The organism is Ureibacillus sp. MALMAid1270 (assembly GCF_049202975.1).
In the GTDB taxonomy this organism is placed as follows: Bacteria; Bacillota; Bacilli; order Bacillales_A; family Planococcaceae; genus Ureibacillus.
Genome location: NZ_JBMIRP010000079.1, coordinates 1 through 20,552, shown reverse-complemented (window position 1 = coordinate 20,552; position 20,552 = coordinate 1). Strand labels below are relative to the sequence as shown.

16 protein-coding genes and 1 pseudogene are annotated in these 20,552 nt (G+C 32.9%); 15 read left to right on the top strand and 2 right to left on the bottom strand.

Annotation, left to right across the window (positions count from 1 at the left end):
* Window positions 1-82 precede the first annotated feature (82 nt).
* Both ACOQFO_RS10530 and ACOQFO_RS10525 read right to left on the bottom strand, forming a co-directional pair.
* The gene (locus tag ACOQFO_RS10530; protein WP_421689626.1) at window positions 83-274 is read right to left on the bottom strand and encodes a YjcZ family sporulation protein; all 192 of its coding nucleotides are present in this window, start codon (window positions 272-274) and stop codon (window positions 83-85) included.
* A gap of 233 nt (window positions 275-507) precedes the next feature.
* Window positions 508-606, bottom strand: a pseudogene (locus ACOQFO_RS10525) (hypothetical protein); the annotation flags it as partial.
* A gap of 340 nt (window positions 607-946) precedes the next feature.
* Between ACOQFO_RS10525 and ACOQFO_RS10520 the strand changes: the two are divergent.
* The 15 genes from ACOQFO_RS10520 (at window position 947) to ACOQFO_RS10450 (ending at window position 20,327) form a co-directional block, all read left to right on the top strand.
* On the top strand, window positions 947-2,224 hold the full coding sequence (locus ACOQFO_RS10520) for an IS110 family transposase (protein ID WP_421689625.1): 1,278 nt from the start codon (window positions 947-949) through the stop codon (window positions 2,222-2,224).
* A 390-nt stretch (window positions 2,225-2,614) separates the two neighbouring features.
* Window positions 2,615-2,815, top strand: coding sequence for a hypothetical protein (locus ACOQFO_RS10515; RefSeq protein WP_421689624.1), 201 nt, complete (start codon window positions 2,615-2,617; stop codon window positions 2,813-2,815).
* Between the two features lie 685 nt (window positions 2,816-3,500).
* A complete protein-coding gene (locus ACOQFO_RS10510) occupies window positions 3,501-3,884 on the top strand; it encodes a DUF1259 domain-containing protein (RefSeq protein ID WP_421689623.1) in 384 nt (127 codons plus the stop codon).
* Window positions 3,885-4,617: 733 nt separating this feature from the next.
* Complete coding sequence (locus ACOQFO_RS10505; RefSeq protein ID WP_421689622.1) at window positions 4,618-5,976, top strand: sensor histidine kinase; 1,359 nt, start codon at window positions 4,618-4,620, stop codon at window positions 5,974-5,976.
* A gap of 13 nt (window positions 5,977-5,989) precedes the next feature.
* Complete coding sequence (locus ACOQFO_RS10500) at window positions 5,990-6,664, top strand: response regulator transcription factor (protein ID WP_421689621.1); 675 nt, start codon at window positions 5,990-5,992, stop codon at window positions 6,662-6,664.
* Window positions 6,665-6,701: 37 nt separating this feature from the next.
* Window positions 6,702-7,238 (top strand): CueP family metal-binding protein, encoded by a 537-nt coding sequence (locus tag ACOQFO_RS10495; protein WP_421689620.1) that lies wholly within the window; start codon window positions 6,702-6,704, stop codon window positions 7,236-7,238.
* A 67-nt stretch (window positions 7,239-7,305) separates the two neighbouring features.
* On the top strand, window positions 7,306-8,040 hold the full coding sequence (locus ACOQFO_RS10490; RefSeq protein ID WP_421689619.1) for a sulfite exporter TauE/SafE family protein: 735 nt from the start codon (window positions 7,306-7,308) through the stop codon (window positions 8,038-8,040).
* A 98-nt stretch (window positions 8,041-8,138) separates the two neighbouring features.
* On the top strand, window positions 8,139-10,385 hold the full coding sequence (locus ACOQFO_RS10485; RefSeq protein ID WP_421689618.1) for a copper-translocating P-type ATPase: 2,247 nt from the start codon (window positions 8,139-8,141) through the stop codon (window positions 10,383-10,385).
* A gap of 413 nt (window positions 10,386-10,798) precedes the next feature.
* Window positions 10,799-11,131: a hypothetical protein gene (locus ACOQFO_RS10480; RefSeq protein ID WP_421689617.1), complete on the top strand. Its 333-nt coding sequence runs from the start codon at window positions 10,799-10,801 to the stop codon at window positions 11,129-11,131.
* 693 nt (window positions 11,132-11,824) lie between these two features.
* Window positions 11,825-13,321, top strand: a complete 1,497-nt coding sequence (locus ACOQFO_RS10475) for a multicopper oxidase family protein (protein ID WP_421689616.1) — start codon at window positions 11,825-11,827, stop codon at window positions 13,319-13,321.
* 258 nt (window positions 13,322-13,579) lie between these two features.
* A complete protein-coding gene (locus tag ACOQFO_RS10470; protein ID WP_421689615.1) occupies window positions 13,580-14,632 on the top strand; it encodes a hypothetical protein in 1,053 nt (350 codons plus the stop codon).
* Window positions 14,633-14,940: 308 nt separating this feature from the next.
* Window positions 14,941-15,468 (top strand): hypothetical protein, encoded by a 528-nt coding sequence (locus ACOQFO_RS10465; protein WP_421689614.1) that lies wholly within the window; start codon window positions 14,941-14,943, stop codon window positions 15,466-15,468.
* 1,105 nt (window positions 15,469-16,573) lie between these two features.
* Complete coding sequence (locus ACOQFO_RS10460; RefSeq protein ID WP_421689613.1) at window positions 16,574-17,332, top strand: hypothetical protein; 759 nt, start codon at window positions 16,574-16,576, stop codon at window positions 17,330-17,332.
* Window positions 17,322-19,394, top strand: coding sequence for a Mu transposase C-terminal domain-containing protein (locus tag ACOQFO_RS10455; protein ID WP_421689612.1), 2,073 nt, complete (start codon window positions 17,322-17,324; stop codon window positions 19,392-19,394). The genes ACOQFO_RS10460 and ACOQFO_RS10455 overlap by 11 nt, the downstream gene beginning before the upstream one ends.
* A gap of 24 nt (window positions 19,395-19,418) precedes the next feature.
* Window positions 19,419-20,327 (top strand): TniB family NTP-binding protein, encoded by a 909-nt coding sequence (locus tag ACOQFO_RS10450; RefSeq protein WP_421689611.1) that lies wholly within the window; start codon window positions 19,419-19,421, stop codon window positions 20,325-20,327.
* Window positions 20,328-20,552 lie beyond the last annotated feature (225 nt).

Below are 20,552 nucleotides of genomic sequence, written 5' to 3'. Positions count from 1 at the left end.
AGAGGAAAAAGAAGAATTACAAAATCAGCTTGGCATACCACCCTTTTAAAGAATACTTCCCCCATCCCAGTGGTTGGGGGAATCAAAAATGTACATTCTTAAACGAACGAAAATGTACATTATATAGTTGACATTTATAATAATGATCTTTCATGAAAGATGCACCAACAATAATCAACAAAATGAATAATACAACTATTAAAACAAATTCTTTTTTGTTGTCTTTGCGATCAAAACTACCGCCTACATTATCATAATTAGAATAACCAGACATAAATTCACCCCCTTTGTTATTAATAATTTATGTGTTTCTTCTCTACACAAAAGGTATAAATGCGGAATATTAAGCTAAATAAAGTAAAATTAGGAAAAGGTGCTGAATGGGAAGAATAAAGGGGTAAATTTAAAAAACTTAGTTTTAACTTTCATGAAAGAACATAATTCTCTGTGATGTAGTTTTGACTCATGGATGGCTAACGGGTATGTCAAGCATGACAAGTATGATTACTAAAACTTTTTATTAGCCAACTGCCATCCGGTCCTTTCACTAGTGATATGAATTTTAACAATAATTAGCAAGATAAAGAGTACAACTAGTAAGACAAATTCATCTGATAAACTTTAAAATCTCTAAGATAATAAACTTCCGCTAAATAGTAGCCTATATAATCGTAACTTCCGCCTACTATATCGTATTCACATGACATATTTTTTCTCCCTTTAACTACATACTTTTGTCTATTTCGACTCTATTTTTGGTCATATATTATAACTAAAAGCTAGGAGGTGTGTTTGCTACTTTCCAAATGGAATTTGCTGAAAAAAGGAGCATTCCTGTTAGAAGGATTTTCGGGGACTTGAACAAAAAGAGCCCTCTTGGTATGATGCGGGGTGTCAAATCATCGACGAAATGACCCCTAATTTGTTAACCAAGGAGGACTCCATAATGGATTTTAAACAAAACCAGAAAATAAATCAAGTCACCGAAAAAACACTTGTTGTTGGAATCGACATAGCCAAGCGCACACATTACGCTTGTTTTGTTGATGATCGAGGACGAGTGCTCCAAAAATCATTCTCTGTGTCCCAAGCTGGAAACGGCTTCGAGCTTTTCTATCAACGTGTTTTGTCTGCAATGCAGGAAAACCAAAAAACAGAAGTCATTGTCGGGATTGAACCTACTGGCCATTACTGGCTTAATTTAGCCTACTTCCTTGATGAACGAGGCATTCCCTTAGTCATGACTAATCCCATGCATGTCAAACGGTCAAAAGAGTTGGACGACAATCTGCCGACCAAACATGACCGTAAAGATGCGTTGGTAATCGCTCGTCTTGTAAAAGACGGACGCTTTAGTTATCCGCGAATCCTCAAAGGGATGGAAGCCGAGCTTCGTGCTGGCTCAACCTTCCGAAGCAAATTGACAGAGGAACTAGGTGCTGTCAAAAACATGATGATTCGTTGGTTAGACCGTTATTTTCCCGAGTTTACTCAGGTTTTTCCGTCATTCGGAAAAATGGCAATGGCTGTGCTTGAATGCACCCCATTTCCAAGCGATCTGTACCAGAAACAACCCGATGAGTTGATATCTCTTTATCGCAAGGTCGAGGGACTCAGATCCCCCCAAAGACCAAAAGCAGTGCGCCTTATTGAAGTCGCAGCTAACTCTATAGGAGTAACAGAAGGACGTGAGATGGCCCGTATTGAAATCACCACACTCGTCCGCCGTTACCACCAGCTAGAAGAAGATATCGAATGTATTACGGAACGCTTAGTTGAACTCGTAAAAACGTCTGTAGAGTACCAATGGCTATCAACGGTTCCAGGGCTTGGAGATACCACAATTGTTGACCTATTAGCTGAAATCGGAAGCTTTTCGCACTACGAAGATCCACGCCAACTAATCAAACTCGCGGGATTAACGTTACGTGAAAATTCCTCCGGCTTGCATAAAGGGCAAAAACGCATCTCCAAACGGGGCAGAAGAAAGCTGCGTGCCCTCCTGTTCCGAGTAATGATGCCGATGATCCGTCACAATGAAGCTTTTAGAAGGCTACATGAGTATTACACTAACCGTCAGGTTAATCCGTTACGCAAGAAGCAATCCATCGTGGTTCTATGCGGTAAGCTATTAAAAGTATTACACGGAATCAGCACTAAGCACAAAGCGTTTGACGCACAGCGAATGATGAGGGATATTCCTAGTCTCGAAGAGGCTGCATAAAGCCCTACATCTCATTAATTAGACCTAGACAACAGGATGACACGGAGAAGCTGGCACTATTTTTTCCATTCGACCTCGAGTCCCTAAAGGAGCTTCGCTAGCCTCTGCCTTATGACTAGACCGAACGAAGGAATGTAGGCACATTGATGCCCAGAGACATGGGAGGGTACGTCATCATAAGTTACGCAGAGATCCATTGTGCATCGCATAATTTCCTATCACTACTTTCCACCATTATCCAGTAGTGACCGCGTAGCGTACCTATATGATGGAATAGTTTCACATATTATGAAAATACAGTTAGGAAGCGTGTCGAAAAATATTTTTTTGACACCCCACCAACGGGTCAAACCGTTGATAAATCAACATTTATAGAGGGAGGTGTATATTATGCATCCTTTGGATAGATATCAAGGTGAAGCTGTTGAAGTAAGAGATCGTCAAGGAAGGGTTCATTATGGAGAAATTGAATGGATAGATCCGCGAAGAGGAATGTTTCTTCGCAATCGATTCAACAGAAGAAGATTTTTCATTCCCTTCTTTTTACTGGCATCTATTTTTCTGTTAAGGAATAGAAGGCGTATTTTCTAAGAAAAAAGCTTGAATACGTAAAAACATTTGAATGGGACTTTCCTAGATAGGTAAGAGAAGCATTCAAAAAAAGCCTATGAACTTAGTATCATGGGCTTTAATATTTACCGAAAAGAGAAGTGAAAAATCTCTTTTTTTAGAGTAATTTATTCCTAACTTTCGTAATGTAATGGCTAGATAACGGATCAAAATAATAAAGATGCTCAAAATGTAGAATCTTTAAAAGGAGGGGAAAAGGATGAGTAGAAAGACTAGCTATTATCGCAATCATTATTGTAATTGTTATCCATATTGCAAATGTGGTTTACAAAGAAATTATGTAAAAAATAGTACTTGTGGTTCTCAATGTAGTTGTGGGCAACATTGTACTTGTACATTTGGCCCTCATTGTAGATGTAAACATAAATCTAGGTTATGTTGAGTTTTCTTATTTTTTCTTATGAAAAGTATTTCAATCGTTTAGATATTATGATTGAATAACCATTCTAAACATCTTTCGCTCTCCTTAAACAAGGATAAGTGCTAATTTTTCATTTAAAGGATATTGAATTGTATAAGAGTTTACATATGCTGTTACTTCTTTTTCACTATTTTGGCATTTTATAGATATCTTTATTTGATTTGCCTATCAAAGAATTAATATTCTTCATAATCTGTAATAGAAAACATAGAAAGGAGAATAAATTTGTCATCCTGTCAAAAGCTTGCAAATATTATCGGTGGTACAGTTGTTCAAGCGACACCTGTTTGTGTAGTTATGCGGCTTCGAGATATTCCTGCGACTATTTTAGGGCGTCGCACTCTTTCTCCACTAGCAATTCCGTTTATGTTATCCTTCGAAAGAAATGGCATTAATCTTGGTGAAACGGTACTCCTTCAAAGTGAAGTTAATCCAATGATACATGCATTACAAAGAAGAGGACTTATCGTAACAGCGTTTCATAACCACTGGCTGTTTGAAAATCCAAGGTTAATGTATATGCATTGGGAGAATGTTGGAATGAATCCGTTTGAGTTTGCTAGAAGAAGTTTTGAGGCAGCAAGAGAAGCACGCCTTAGATTTTATTAATATTTTATCGAGGGTCCTTTTATTAAAATTCAAACATAAATATTTCTAAACTATATGGGGCGATGCTTAATAATACATCGACTATTCCATTTCGATTTACGATGTAGATGAAGTAACAGAATATACAAGCAGCTAGGATCTTCGACTGGAAGATCCTTTTTCATTGCCTATACATTGTTGAACTAACGAAGGCGTTGATCCAAGAAGGACTAATGCCCTTTTTGATGGGCAGGTTAGGAACGAATAATTCAAAAGAGAAAAGTATATATGAAACATCTAACAAGATAACTAAAAAGATATAATACCCACTAGTGATAGTTTCGGGTATACAACTTTTTTGTCACTTAACACCAGCATTTCTTTATATTATTGTATAATATAGGAAAATTCTTTTTCCATTATATCGGAATAAAGTAAGTGAGAACCTATTTTTATGGATTGCAAAGATATATCTTATTATTTTCAGTTAGTTAGATCTTACACTGTCTCGATAATTAATTTCATAGAATTTCAATGAACGTTAAAATCCTTTAATATTAAGGGTTTTGACGTTTTTCCTTTTTTTATAATCGAAGGTAATCAAAAATTTAGAACAATAATTATTAAACAAGAGAAATGGGAAACAATGAATCGGAGAAAAATTCAAAGAACCATCAGATGGTCGATAATTTATATATCTGCATAAATTCTTCATATTTATTTTTTATACTATTTCATGAGAGGGGAGAACTATATGTTGAATAAAATCTCCACAAAATTAGCAGCTTGCTTCTTTATCGTTGTGTTTATTATGGAGTTATTTCTAATGACCTATCTTCATCAAAATATCATTCAATCAAGGGTAGATGAAGAATTCTCTAGATTACTATCTAATGGTAAAAATCACAGAGATGTACTGATTGAAAATTATTCAGAAACGACAATCGAACATATTGTTATGATGGAGAAAAATGACGATAGAGAAGTAATGATTACCAATAACAAAGGTAAAATCATTAGCAGATCTTCAGAAAGTGTACTAGAAGAGTTTCATACTCTTGTTATGAATCTAGAATATACCAATGACAGTATCATTGTTTCAGATTGGAGAAATTCATCTTATATTGTTAGCGCACATCCATATCATGTGAATGATAATATATTCGGTTATGTTGTCATGTTTCAAAGTACAAGCTCTATTAATCAAATGGTACATAACCTAAATATGCATTTTGCTATCTCAGGCGTTATTGCTTTTATCATTTTATTTATTGTATATGCGATACTATCTAAATTACTTACAAGACCATTATTAAGAATGAAAAAGGCTACTGAGAAAATTAGTAAGGGTGAATTTAACGTAAGTTTACCTTATTTAGGCAAAGATGAACTTGGTGAATTATCAAGTTCAATTCAGAAATTGGCTAAAGACTTAGAACGCTTAAAAAATGAACGAAATGAATTTCTTGCATCGATTGCACATGAATTAAGTACACCACTTACTTATTTAATTGGATATTCTAATATTGCTATGAGGAAAAGTTTAACAGAAGAGGATCGTGCGCATTACCTTAAGATCATTGGTGAAGAATCCGAACGAATGAAAGAATTAGTGAAAAACTTACTCGATTTAGCAAGAATGGATGAGACATCTTTCACAGTTTCGAAGGAGCACTTTTTTGCACGGCCATTTTTTGAAAATGTCTGTAAACTCGTTCAACCCTCATATGAAATGAAAATAATCAAATTAAACTTAATTTGTGAAGAAGATTTTCAAGTGTATGCGGACCCAGTACGATTGGAGCAAATAATCCTAAATTTATTAGATAATGCGCTTAAATATTCAGATGAACATTCAGAAGTAACATTAGAAGTTCAAAAATATGAAACTAAAACGATTATTTCAGTGATTGATAAAGGAATTGGGATTCAAGCAGATGAAATTGGGTTTATCTTCGAAAAATTATACAGAGTAGAAAAATCACGTTCACGGCAATTTGGTGGATCAGGAATTGGTCTAGCTGTTGTTAAAGAACTAGTAGAAGCACATGGTGGAACAATAGAAGTGAAAAGTATACTAGGTGAAGGAAGCATATTTAAAGTAACAATATAAAGGTTGGATTAAAATGAACACGATTCTTTTGGTGGATGACGAACAAAGAATGTTAGATTTAATTGAATTATTTTTATTACCATTAGGAATGAAGTGTATAAAGGAAACAAGCGGCATAAATGCAATTGAAATGATCGAGAAAGAAAAAGTGGATCTTGTCCTTTTAGATGTTATGATGCCCGAAATGAATGGATGGGAAGTTTGTAAAGAAATTCGGGAATTTTCAAATGTACCGATTATTATGTTAACCGCAAGAACAGATAAAAACGATTTAGTAAAAGGACTAGAAATTGGCGCAGATGATTATATTACAAAACCCTTTGATGAAAGAGAACTGGTGGCAAGAGTACATGCAATATTAAGACGTACTTCTAATGATAATGATAAATCTACTATTACTTATCAAGAGTTTACATTAGATTGTGAAACCTATTCTTTACACTATCAGGATTCAACATCTCAACTTACTTTAAAAGAGTTTAATATTATTAAAGCATTAATCTCGAGACCCTCTAAAACTTTTACAAGAGAAGAATTATTAGAAATTGCATGGGATTACGAAACAGATATCGATATTCGAACAGTTGACTCACATATTCGAAACTTAAGAGAGAAACTTAGAAAAGCAAAATTTCCAACAGATGAATTTTTAAAAACGGCTTGGGGAATTGGCTATAAATGGAGTTAGTAAAGAACAACCAAATAAAACATGAGGTGAAAGATAAATGAAAATTAAAATGTTAACTGTGACTTTATTTGCTGCAATATTTTTAGTTGCTTGTAATGGAGAAAATGCAAATGAAGAAAGTAGTGCAAATGTTGGAGAGCCAGAAGATATTAAGGAATTGGTTCAAAATTACAGTGTTCGAAATTTAGAGGCAAAATCAGCATCAATCACATCTGAACAAATTGTTGTGACAGAAAATGACGGTAAAGAAGTAATCTATGAATTACCAAAAGATGAGTTTTTTGTTTCGATTGCACCGTTTATTAACCAAACACATCCGTGTGAAATACATAGTTTAACGAGTTGCCAAGGAGAATTGGTAAACGAACAATTTGATGTATATATAGAAGATTCTAACGGTAATGTGGTGTTAGATGAAACATTACAAACTCAAGTAAACGGCTTTATCGATTTGTGGTTACCACGTGATCAAACATACAACATTACTATTGAGCATGAAGGAAAAAAAGCAGAGTCTAAATTTTCTACTTTTAAAAATGATGGTACATGCATTACAACGATGCAATTGATATAAAAGCACAAGAACCTGCAGAGGTCTTTTGTTACAAACGCAATTTAAGTAAATTTTAGGTGTGAGATGAATGTATAGTATATTGTCTGATATCAGTTTAACTATAACAGGACCTATTTCAACATTCTTAACTTCGTATCAACATTCAGCATGGATTGTTGCAATTCTTCTCGGATTGATTGGCGCATTTGCACCATGCCAATTGACAGGTAATATTAGTGCCATCACCTTATACGGAAACCGTACAATTCGAATGGATAATAACTGGGGAGAAATTATTTCCTTTATTGCTGGAAAGGTTGTTGTTTATAGTTTGATTGGTTTGTTTGTATGGATATTTGGACAATCCTTTGAAACGAAAATCACTGGATATTTTCCAATATTCCGTAAAATTATTGGGCCTTTAATGATTATTACAGGTCTAGTATTGCTTGGAATAATGAGGTTAAAGTTTTTTAACAAAGTAAGCTTGCAGATTCCAACGAGTTTAAAAGAAGGGAAAATTGGATCCTTTCTTTTAGGTGCTAGTTTTGCCATTGCATTCTGTCCAACGATGTTTGTTCTCTTTTTTGTTTGGTTGATGCCTACTGTTGTATCAACTTCATATGGGGCCATATTACCAGCTGTTTTTGGTGTTGCTACATCCGTTCCATTAATCATTATTCTTGGACTCATTTGGTATTTTGATGTAAAAGGATTCATTATGAAGAAGAGTATGAAAGTTGGAAGAACGATTCAAAAAATCGCGGGCGTTACACTAATCATAATTGGCGTATTTGATACCATTACATATTGGGGAATATAAACATTTTGTAATTATTGTTAAGAAAGAATTTGCCACATACCCTATATGGGTAATGTGTGATATATTAAGATGAAAATAATTCCAAAGGTGTGGGGTTAATGGGAAATAGTAATAATCATGGAAATGAAGTTAACTACCAGAAACAAACTCATAACCACCATGTTCATGAGGGCAATAATCATCACAATCATAGTGATCACGAACTCGCAATGAATGGAGTACATAATAACCATAATCACATTGAGCAAGTTCATCTATCAGAACAACACAACCATCGAGAGCATATCCACACATCACAGGATAAACATGAACATCATCATCAAAAACATGACCATAGTGGGCATAGCCAAAATATTGATAAAGGACACAATCATCATAGTGAACATGGTGGGGGTCACGACAAACACCACGGACACTCAATCGGGGATTTCAAAAAAAGATTTTGGGTCTCTTTAGTTTTAACGATTCCGATTTCATACTTATCAATGATGATCCAAATGTTGTTTGGCTATCATGTTGATTTTCCAGGGGACACATTTTTATTATTCCTTCTGTCAACAATCGTCTTTTTTTATGGGGGAAAACCGTTTTTACTTGGAGCTTGGAGTGAAATAAAAGATAAAGTACCCGGAATGATGTTATTAATCTCACTGGCCATCGTTACTGCTTATGTATATAGCACATTAACAGCATTCTTCATAGAAGGTAGTGACTTCTACTTCGAGTTAGCAACATTAATTGTTATTATGCTACTTGGGCATTGGATAGAAATGAAATCCATCATGGGTGCATCAAAAGCATTAGAAGAGTTGATTAAGCTAATGCCAAAAGAAGCTCATAAAATCGATACTTCCGGTAATATCATAGAAGTTTCTGTTGAAGATTTAAAACAAGGTGACCAAATCTTAGTTAAACCAGGAGAGAAAATACCTCTTGATGGAATGATTTTCGAAGGACATTCAACTGTTGATGAATCAATGTTAACAGGAGAATCTGTACCAATAGAAAAAACAATTGGTATGGAAGCCATTGGTGGATCGATTAATGGTGAAGGTGTCTTGAAAATTAATGTTCAAAAAACAGGTAGCGACACCTATTTAGCTCAGGTGATTCAACTTGTTAGCGATGCCGAGAAAACAAAATCCAAAGCCCAAGGATTTGCGGATACTGCAGCGAAATGGTTGTTTTACGTTGCCGTTGTTGCAGGTGTTCTTACATTTGCCTATTGGATGACAACAGGAGATACTGATTTTGCATTAGAAAGAATGGTAACGGTATTAATTATTGCGTGTCCACATGCACTAGGGCTCGCAACACCACTTGTCACATCTAGATCTACCTCGATCGCTGCCAAGAAAGGATTATTAATTCGTAATCGAACTGCATTTGAAAGTGCATTTAGAATTAATCGAATCGTTTTTGATAAAACAGGTACGTTAACAGAAGGAAACTTTGGTGTGACAGATATACATCCTACTTCAGGTGTAAGTGAAGAGGAATTATTAAAACTAGCATACTCAGTTGAAACACAATCTGAACATCCAATCGCACATGGAATTGTTAAAGAAGGTAAAAAGCGTAATCTAGACCTTTATGAAGTAAAAGATTATAAAAATCTCACTGGTAAAGGATTAGTTGCCCAAGTTAATGGAGCGGAAATCGCGATTGTAAGTCCAGGGGTGTTAAGAGAAAAGAACATTCCATTTGATACTGAAACATATGAGACACTTGCGCAACAAGGAAAAACGGTTATATTCGTGTTAAAAGAGAATGCACTTCAAGGCATGATTGCATTAGCGGACATCATCCGAGAATCTTCCTATCAAATTATTAAAGAGTTAAATCGTTTAGGAATTGAAAGCATCATGATGACGGGTGATAACAATCGTGTTGCACAGTATGTTGGTGAAAAGTTAGGTATGACCAAAGTAATTGCAGAAGTACTGCCACATGAAAAATCATCAAATGTAAAGGTATTGAAGGAAGATGGCATGAAAGTAGCGATGGTTGGAGACGGTGTAAATGATGCACCTGCCTTAGCTGAAGCTGATTTAGGTATTGCCATAGGTACTGGAACCGATGTTGCCATAGAAACGGCCGATGTTGTATTAGTAAACAGCAAACCAGTAGACATTTTAAATACACTAAAATTATCGAGAGCAAGCCATAGAAAAATGGTTCAAAACCTATGGTGGGCTGCTGGATATAATATATTAGCCATTCCACTAGCAGCAGGATTCTTAATTAATGTAGGTATTGTTATTACACCTGCAATAGGAGCTGTTGTTATGTCATTAAGTACAATTATTGCTTCCATTAATGCACAATTGTTGAGAATAGATTAATAGATTGAATTATGCGCCTTGATTCTACTGGAATCAAGGCTGTTTTTTATTTAGAAGTTTAAATGACTAGTTATTTTATGCATACCGGTGAGGGGTATACAGTATACTTTTATAAGATTATAAAACCTACATATATAAAGGAGAGTTGGATGGGGTATTACCAACTATTTATTCTAGGATCACTATTCCTGTTAACGATTATCGTGCTCGTACAATCAAGAATGTTTAAACGAAAGGTCACTCCCATGGAGGGAATGATGATTTCGATGTATTTCAGTATGAATCTCAGTTTAACTGTTGGAGTTCTTTTTGGTTTTACTTATAAAGGGGATTTATACCTTTCTACAATGTTGTCAATATTCATAGGCATTTTTGTAGGTTTATTGTGTGGAAGTAATTTCGGAATTCTGTCAGTGTTAGATGGTGTAATGGCCGGGGTAATGGGTGGTATGATGGGAGCCATGTTAGGTGAGATGTTGATAAGCCAAAATCAAATTGTTCCTCTAGTTAGAATTTTTTTGTTTCTGTCCATTTCAACGGTATTTTTATTTGCGATTTTTGCCAAAAGGACGAATTTAAAGGAAAGAAATAACAAGTTTTGGTTTATAAAACCCCTAACTATTACAATTTTGATTTCTTTTTATTTTATTGGTGGGGTTTCATATGCAGAAAAACAATTCAATTCAGAATCAAATGGTTCACATAATCACATGGGACATACTTCTAAAATTAATATTACCTACTAAAATACAAGAAGTATCCTAGAAACAGCATAGAATAAATAAAAAGCATAAGTGCAATACAAATTTGAAACGCGAGGTGAGAATATGTGTGTCAATAACAATTTCATTGAAAATCAATCATACCGTGTTTACGAGGAAATAAGTAAAAGTTCATTGTTCAAAGTCGCGAGAGTTGAATTTCTAGAAGGATATTGTTGGGAACCACAATTCGAACCTATCCTTTTTAATAAAAACGATCTAATTACAAAAATAATTTTAAAAGATGATAATAATAACTCTTTTACTATTAATCCAGATGACATGGGTTTAAAGTTTGCAAAAGGAGAAATCAGTTATAAAGAATATCTAAAATTTCAAAAAGTAGACGACTTCAAATGGATAGGTTATTCAATTCTCGGAGTTGGTATTATAATTACAATGATGTTGACAATGTATACTTTTCTTTTAAATTAATGATTGATTGGTATAGGCGAGATGGGATAAAAAAGTGTGAATTATGTTATTAGGGTAGTCCTTGTTCCTTTTTGGAATGGGGTCTTTTTTTGTTTTCTCTTTATTGAAAGGAATATTTAAAATTACTTTATGAGTTTTATATAAAATTAAAAAAATCTATTCAATGATAGTTTGTTATATCCATAATTTCTCCATATTTCTTTGTTACATTTTAAATGTAAACAGAATTTAGGAGGAATAAGCATGAAATCAAGGTTATGGATGACTGCATTAATTGCAACTGCTGTTATAGCTGGCGGATGTAGTGCAATCAATACGAAAACAGCTTCTGAAAAAAAGGCAGATATGGAAGAAATGAATCATTCTAATATGTCCCATGAAGAAATGATGAATATGGAAAATAGTCATGCAAGTCATACAAATCCATTAGAACTAAATAATTCGACAGGTGAAAATGAACTAGCACTTCCACCACTAGTAGAAGCTAAGGATGGAGTTGTTGATATTACGGCTCAACAAGGTAAAACTGAAATTTTTGATGGTATCCAAACAGATACATACGGATATAATGGATCATTCTTAGGACCAGTTATTCGTGTAAGTGAGGGTGAAACTGTAACATTCAGAACGAAAAATCATCTGCCTGAACCGACAACATTCCATTGGCATGGAGTTGAAATACCAGGTGAAGGAGATGGTGGCCCTCATCAAATACTAGAACCAGGTGCAACAGAAGATGTAAAATTCACTGTAAGTCAAGGTGCGTCGACTCTATGGTTCCACCCGCATCCTGAGGGCGCAACAGCTGAACAAGTATATAAAGGATTAGCAGGATTGATTTATGTGGAAGATGAAAACTCTAAAAATTTAGGATTGCCTGATGAATATGGAATAAATGATTTCCCACTAGTATTCCAAGATAGACAATTTAATGAGGATAAACAGTTTGATTATCAAGCGGTTCGTAATGAAGATGGAACAATTGGCGATACAATGTTAGTAAACGGAACTCTTAATCCTAATCTGACAGTAGGAAAAGAGAAAGTACGCTTACGTTTATTGAACGGATCAAATGCCCGTAACTATACTTTAAAATTAAACACAGGGGATACTTTCGAACAAATTGCAACAGATGGTGGATTTCTAAATAAACCAAATGAAATGAAAGAAATTACATTAACTCCTGGTGAACGTGCAGAAATTGTTGTAGATTTTTCAAAATTTGATACTTCAAACGTTGTAGCTTTAGTAAATGAAGCAGATTCAATCTTATTGCCATTTAAGATTGATGAGCAAAGGACAAATACAGTAGAAATTCCAGAAACATTAAATGATTATGTAGTTACAGAAGAAGAAAAAAATTTACCTGTAACGAAAAAACTTGAATTATTTGGTATGGGTGAAATGGTATATATCAATGACAAACAATTTGATATGAACCGAATTGATTTTACTCAAAAACAAGGTGAAACAGAAATTTGGGAAATTTATAATAAACCAGATATGATGGGCGGAATGACACATCCATTCCATATTCATGGAACACAATTTAAAATCGTTTCGATAGATGGAAAAGAACCATCTGTAGAATTACAAGGCTGGAAAGACACAGTTGCAATTGAACCAGACCAAACAGTGAAACTAGCTGTGAGATTCAATAACAAAGGCATTTACATGTTCCACTGTCACGTTCTTGAACATGAAGAAAACGGTATGATGGGACAAGTTGAAGTACTATAATTATAGACACTAGTTTAAATTATATATTAAATAACTCCAGTTGATATGTGTGTATTTATTCAACTTGGAGTATTTTTTGTAATACCTAAAAATTAATCAATATAATAACCTGGTAGAACTTAATGCTTTTCACTTAAATTGGAACACTTTCATTATAAACTTAGGTAGTGTAGGTTTTGATTATTTTAAAAATATGAAGTGCGTTCTAATCAAAGATATAATAGTAGGTAACATTAAAATTTAAAAGGAGTTCAATTGATGACATATTATGATGAGATTCATATACCAGGGAAATATATAATCAAACATAATTTATGTTTATATTTACATGATGTTTGCGTAAGTATTTTTCATGAGTGTCTCGAAAATGATCAACTTAAGGGTTATACAATTGAAGAAAATGGGAGAGCAAGCTTACAGGGGATAGAGCAAGCAGCAGATGTTATTGATTGGCTAAGAAATAATGAATATGAGGTAGAAGCAAGTATTGTTCTAAAAAGGAAATTGTTCCATTCCCTACTGGGAGACTTTTTAAGTTTTGTTTTAGAGTCGCTAAAAGCATCCGAAAAAGGTAAGACTGCAGTTTCATATACACTATTAAGAAAGCCATTTAAAGATAATTTGTTTTACTTAGAATGGTTATGTACATACGGGGATGAACTATTATCATTGATAGATGCAGGGGATATAGATAAGTACGAAATCGGAGGAATTAGGAAATTTCAAAATAAAAAAATGAGGAAAATATTGCTTGAAGCAATGAATAAAAATGAATTTAAAAAATTATTAAATCAATTAGATGTTAACTATATGTATGACTTGAGGTATAATTACAATTCTCCTTTTGGATTAGAGCTAATGTGGAACAAGGCAAATCATTTAGTAACTACAGCAAGATCTATTCGAACAATCGATTTTAATAATATTTTTTTAACGGAAGAAGATTTTATTGACAGATGGGATTACTATTATGCAAAATTGCCGATTTTAATGCTATATTCAACTGGAGTTGTTATTAAATTATACGAAGAATTATTTGAATCAATTCCATCTATAACAAAACTCTATAATAACGTCTTTTTAGAAACAAAATGGTTTAGCAGTATTAATGAAGATGTAGGTAAGGAATATATAGAGGAAATTTTGCGTGATATTGAAATACCATTATACTGCGACGAGTGTGAGGAAGTTACAAGTATTGATTTAAATAAAATAAAAGAAATTCAATTCGATTGGTATATTAAATGTGACCATTGCAATGTCTATATCTCACTTTCTAAATATCATTTTATTGAAGAAGCGAAGCATTAATTTATATAATGATGGTTTTTGAGAATGGTAGATACACCGTTCCTGGAAAACACATAGTGCAATATGGGTCAAACGATTTTTCAATCAAAAATCAATTAAAGTACAGGGCTGGCTTCAATAGGAATTCAGCCTTTTCTTTTATTCAATATTTCCCAAACTCCTTGTCCAGTAGGGCTTAAAGTGCCTTTCTATTCCAATCTGTAAGGGTCAAATCCGTCACGTTAGGGCTTTCTATAGGCATACAAAAGGAGAATAATCTACACATGAGAACATATATATTTATGAAAAGTATAAAATGGGGGGATATAATGCGCTTGTTTGGTAAGAGAAAAGTTGAAATTATAAAAAGTGAGGTATTAGAACCAGAGAAAATTAAATTATTGACTCTACTTGATTTAGTTCAAAATGGACATCTAATTGGACTAAAAATTACTGATAGAGATAGTTCAGATGCTATGTATAGGATTTTAGAGTTTGATAATTTTAGAGTGCATTTCTCGGAGTGGTCTGAATGGACCATTCGAATAGAAGTATTTAGTGATAATGATACTTTCCAAGTGTATAAATCAACTGGACTAAAAATTGACTGGCATGAAGGAACAGTTGAACTAGCAAATCCTGGAAAATGTAGTTTAGAAATTGAATGGGATCACGAAGGTGTATGGTGTACGTATATTACAAATAAAGTTAAAGAAGAAAAATATAAACTAGATTTAAAAAGAGAGAATGATAAAAGAAATGAAGAAATAAAGAAAAAACAAGAAGAAGAAGAAACGATTAGATTGATAGAAGGAAAAAAGAAGAGTTTCAATAACTTATTCAAAAATAAGCTTTAAGAATTTTTTGCTGCATAAATGCCTCAATTAATCTCCATGTTTATAGAAATACTAACTTAAAACGGTGTTAATTCTCCAACTAAGCTTCGCTATCACAATTAAATTTCATTATTTTTTTGATTTAAACATATACCCACCTCACCTGCTTTTTTTACAAAAATATGAAGCACTAGCTCAAAATATGAAAAAACAGATAGGAATGACAATGATTGTATATTCTTTTGATCTTGATAAAAGAGTAGTTAAACATCATAACTAATATTTTTTTTAGTGGATAAAAGAAAAAAGTGAAGATCTTTATGTTTCGTTATTAATCAAAAATCTATTGAAATTTCATGGTCAAACAATATACAATTAAATTGCACATAACATTTTTTGGATTGAGCTATATTTAAGTAATTAGATAATTCATTTATTTCCGGAAATGACTTATTTTTAAATATAAAAACTCAATAAAAACGTCAAAAAAACCATAATTTGAAAAGGATAAAATAAGCAGTGTATCAACAGACACACTGTTTATTTAAGTATCCATTTCAAGTTTTGGTTTTTTGTGTTTATAAAGGGGGGATTAATCTATAAAAAATATTTTAGAATAACAATACTACAAGAAAATCGATTAAAAGATGGTAGTGGAAAGGATTAATGCCTTTTATTCAAGTACATGACAATAGAGTAGCTTCAGAAGATTGGTTAATTAGACATTTGAAATGGAAAACTAATTGAATTCATCATACTCACTTTTTACATTAGAGAAAATATTAATACATCCTAAATGGATTGATGAATTTTATAGATATAAGATTACTACTTCAAAGTAAAAATTGAGATTGCTAAACGGCTATGTATTAAGCATCCACATGTACAGGGAGTACCAATTGTTATGACTACTGATTTTGTTAGAACATTAAAAACTTCCTTATTGTTATTATAAGACCTATAAAACCTGCAAATTAATTAATAAAGAAACTTTAGAGTTGTTTGAAATAGTTTTTTGCTGAACAAGGGATTGATTGGGGGAATCATTTTAGATCTAATTTTAAATATTAAATGGATATATAAGGGAAGATATATTACGACTATGGCGGTTAGTGAGAGGGCTAAAATGTATAAAAATTATGATCAAATTGGATGGAAAGAAGAAGAAATGGAGTACTTTCCAAAAAGAAAGGTAAACAATAATTTAAGCTGGAAAATACATCATATAAAAGGATCCTTTTATAGTAACAAAATGCAAAGAACTATTGAATATGAGTCCATGGGAGAATGCTTATTTTATTTCTTTCTAGAGTTGGCCGGACAAGTCAAGAGTTATTATGTACAGCCATTAGAGATTGAGGTTCCTTTTATGACCGAAGATGGAGATAAGAAGCATTGGGTTCATGTTCCCGATGTTTTGGTTTTCGGAGATTCAATTAAACCGACTATTTTTCAGATAAAGGAGGCACCACAAGAGAGTAAAAAACATACCCTTATCAATAGAGCTTGTCTTAGGTATGCAGCAACGCGGGAGTGGGATTATAAGGTAATATATCCCAAAGCACTACCCGAAGAAGTTTTATATAATATTAAGTTTTTAAACGGTTTTTTAAAGAAAAGAAAAAGTTATGATCGATGGACTCAAGAAATTAATTACCGTTTAAAACATATGAAAGAAGTAACAATACATGATTTAGCGTATAGCTTTGTTACTAAGATTAATCCTTTATTAATAATGCCGAATATTTACTATCTTATTGCTAATGGAGCTATAGATATCGATATAACAAAAAAAATCAATCAATTTAGTGAGATTAGGTTGAATAGACTTGATAAGCAGTTATTACCCTATTTAAATTTGGATGGTGATATATTTGCAGGTTAACAACCTTAAAATAAACGGAGAAGTAACTTACTACGGACTTACCTATATCATATTAGCCATAGACCCACCCATTGTTACTTTAAAAAAGAAGGATACAAGTGTTGATGCAATATCAATTAATTATTTTGAACTAATTACGAACCCTTCTTTCCGTGCGGGAAAATTACTAAATAAAAAAATAGAAAATGATAAAACAAAGTACTTTTCTATATTAGATTCAATAAATGATAAGAAAAGGGAACAAGTTTCAGAAAGATTGAAAATCATAAGACCTTTATTATTGCTAGAGAAATTAAAACAAGAACATTTCCCATCATATGTTGAATTTCTTGAGAATAATAGTGACTTGTTAAATGAAAAAGAAAATCCCCAAAAATTAACACAGGAACTTTTAATTGAGCGATTGAGTAAAAAGTATTCCCTGTCAGCTAGGACGATTAAAAGATATTTATCTAAATATCGACATGCAGCTAGTGCAAACCCACAATATGGAGAAGAGGGATTGATTTCCAATTTGGGGACAGGTTATCACTATCGTTCTGATAATAAAACATTAATAATTAGTGATCCTATGAATCCTGACCAAATACTTGATCAAATACAAGTTCGCCTTGACGATGTATATATACCAATAATTAAGGAAGTAATTGAGAATGACTTTTTAACTATACATCAAAAAAATAAAGCTACGATAATTAATAATATTGAAATCAAATGTTTCGTAAATAACATAACACCTCCTGCTAGGATCACACTGTATAAAATACTTGAACGAATTTCTCCAAAAATAATTGAAAGAATGCGCTTTGGAAGGAAAGGATCTGCTAAATATGAAGATGTTAACCGAGGATTTGCTAATAACGAAGCACTTTATCCTTTACATCTAGTTGAAATTGACCATACAAGAATGGATATAGAAGTAATTGATGAAAAAAGTGGGGTTGTTAAAGGTAGACCGTGGATAACTCTTGGTATTGACGTTTATTCTAGAATGGTTTGGTGTATGTATATTTCCTTTGAACCCCCATCTGGAAATAGAGTTAGAAAAGCAATTCAACACGGTATACTTTTTAAAAATACTAAAGATCAATATGGAACATTTAATAATTGGGAAATATTCGGAGTTCCAAGAAGTATACAGTTTGATAATGGTAAGGAATTTCACAATACTGAAATAAAACGTCTTGTGAATGACACTATAGAGTCTAATATTAGATTTCGACCTATAGCAACACCGAGATATGGAGGCACTATTGAGAGATTAATTGGCACGTTTAACACTCAGGTACTACACAATTTAGAAGGTACAACTAAAAGTAACATATTCCAAAAAGGTGAATATAATTCTACTGAAAATGCATTATTAAGCCTTGAAGACGTTAAAAGAATTTTAACTAGATATATAACTGATATATACCATTATCAAAAACATAGTGGGCTACCATTAGATTGTAATTCACCAATGGCACGGTATTATGAGGGTCTTAAAATAGCTGGATTACCTGACTTTATTGAGCCAGAGGAAGAGGAAGATTATAAAGTATTATTACTTCCCACTATGCTCAAGCCTTATACAAAGGATGGAATAAGAATTGATAATCGAATTTATCGTTCAAATGCCATGTCTCACTTAATAGATAAAAGAGAAGTTAAATATCTTGTTAAATATGATATAGATGATATTTCATATGTTTATATAAAACCACCAAACGAAGAAAGATACGTTAGGGTTAATATTGCTTTCCCCACATATGATTCTGTAAAGGGAATGAACGCTTACACGTTTAAATTGCTTATGAAACATTTGCGAGAGAATGGTGAACTGAAAAGGAATAAGTTGGCAACGGATAGTCAAATTTTACAAGCGAAAAATGAACTTAAAAAGGATATCGAAAAAGCATACAAAACCAATTTAAGAACGAGGCAGCAGTTAGAACGGATTGGTTGGGAGGTCGAGGTCAGTACTATTAATCAGGCTGAATTGGTTGATAAAAGGGAGAATACTTCCACTTATCAACAATTATTAGCAAATGCAATTCAAAAATTTAATGAAGATAAATAGAAAGTTAAGGATTGTAAATTTGTAATGAGAGTGAATGATTATTACATGAATTTCAATGAATATAAAGAATTTGCTGAGAGAGTAAAAAATTTAAATATTGTTCTTCCTGAAGTGGAATCAATTTATAAGGTTATGGATTCACATATTAAGAGAAATGGGAAAACTAGACATCTATTTATTACAGGTCCATCAAACGTAGGCAAAACCAGAATGGCAGAAAATTATATTCGGAAATATCCAGAATATACAATTGTTGAAGATGATGAAACAGAGATTGATATTAAGCCCATAATATACATGGAAACACCACACCCCTTTACACTTTTGGAATTTTATCATGAATTAATTTATGCATTAGGATCCCCACGTTTAGGTGGGGTTCCTAGAATAAACGATTTAAAAACTAGAGCTTATCATTTAATAAGTAAACAAAAAGTTAGGATGATAATCATCGATGAACTTAATAATATCCAATCATCTCCTTTTAATAAAAAGACTGCTATGGATGCAATAAAACATATGGCTAATAAGACTAATGTTACTTTAGTCTTGATGGGTATACCTGAAGCAACTGAGTTGAGAGAATTAGATGAACAATATAAGTCAAGATATCGTCCAAGAACATTACACCGTTTTAAGGAATGCAATGAGGATTTTTGCAAACTTTTGAATAGCATTGAAGAACAATTAAAATTTCCAATGAAAATTGGTCTCGGTGATATTAGTACAGGTCTTCCGCAAATACTTCATTATCAAAGTAAGGGAAAAGTGGGTTACTTAGTACCAATTATTCAAGAAGCATACGATATTTTAGGAGTTTTTGAAGAGTCATTTGATGACTTTACTAAGGCAATACTCTCACCACACGTTTTAGACGAAGCATACAAAATAATTCAAGGCGATTTTATAGATGATAATATAGAAGACAACTAAATAAGTATAGACCTTTCTGAAGTGGTTAATAATGGTAATAAAAACTTTAGGAGAGGTCTATTTGAAAGAGCAACCTTTACTTAGTCCTGAATTATTCATACCTCGAACATAAATCAGGGTTTTAGGCCAAAAACGATTAGATTCCCGATCCCTTTGAAAGAATCATGATTATTTTTCTTCTGAAAAGCATCTTTCTAGAATGAGGAGCGGAAAAATGCTTGTTTT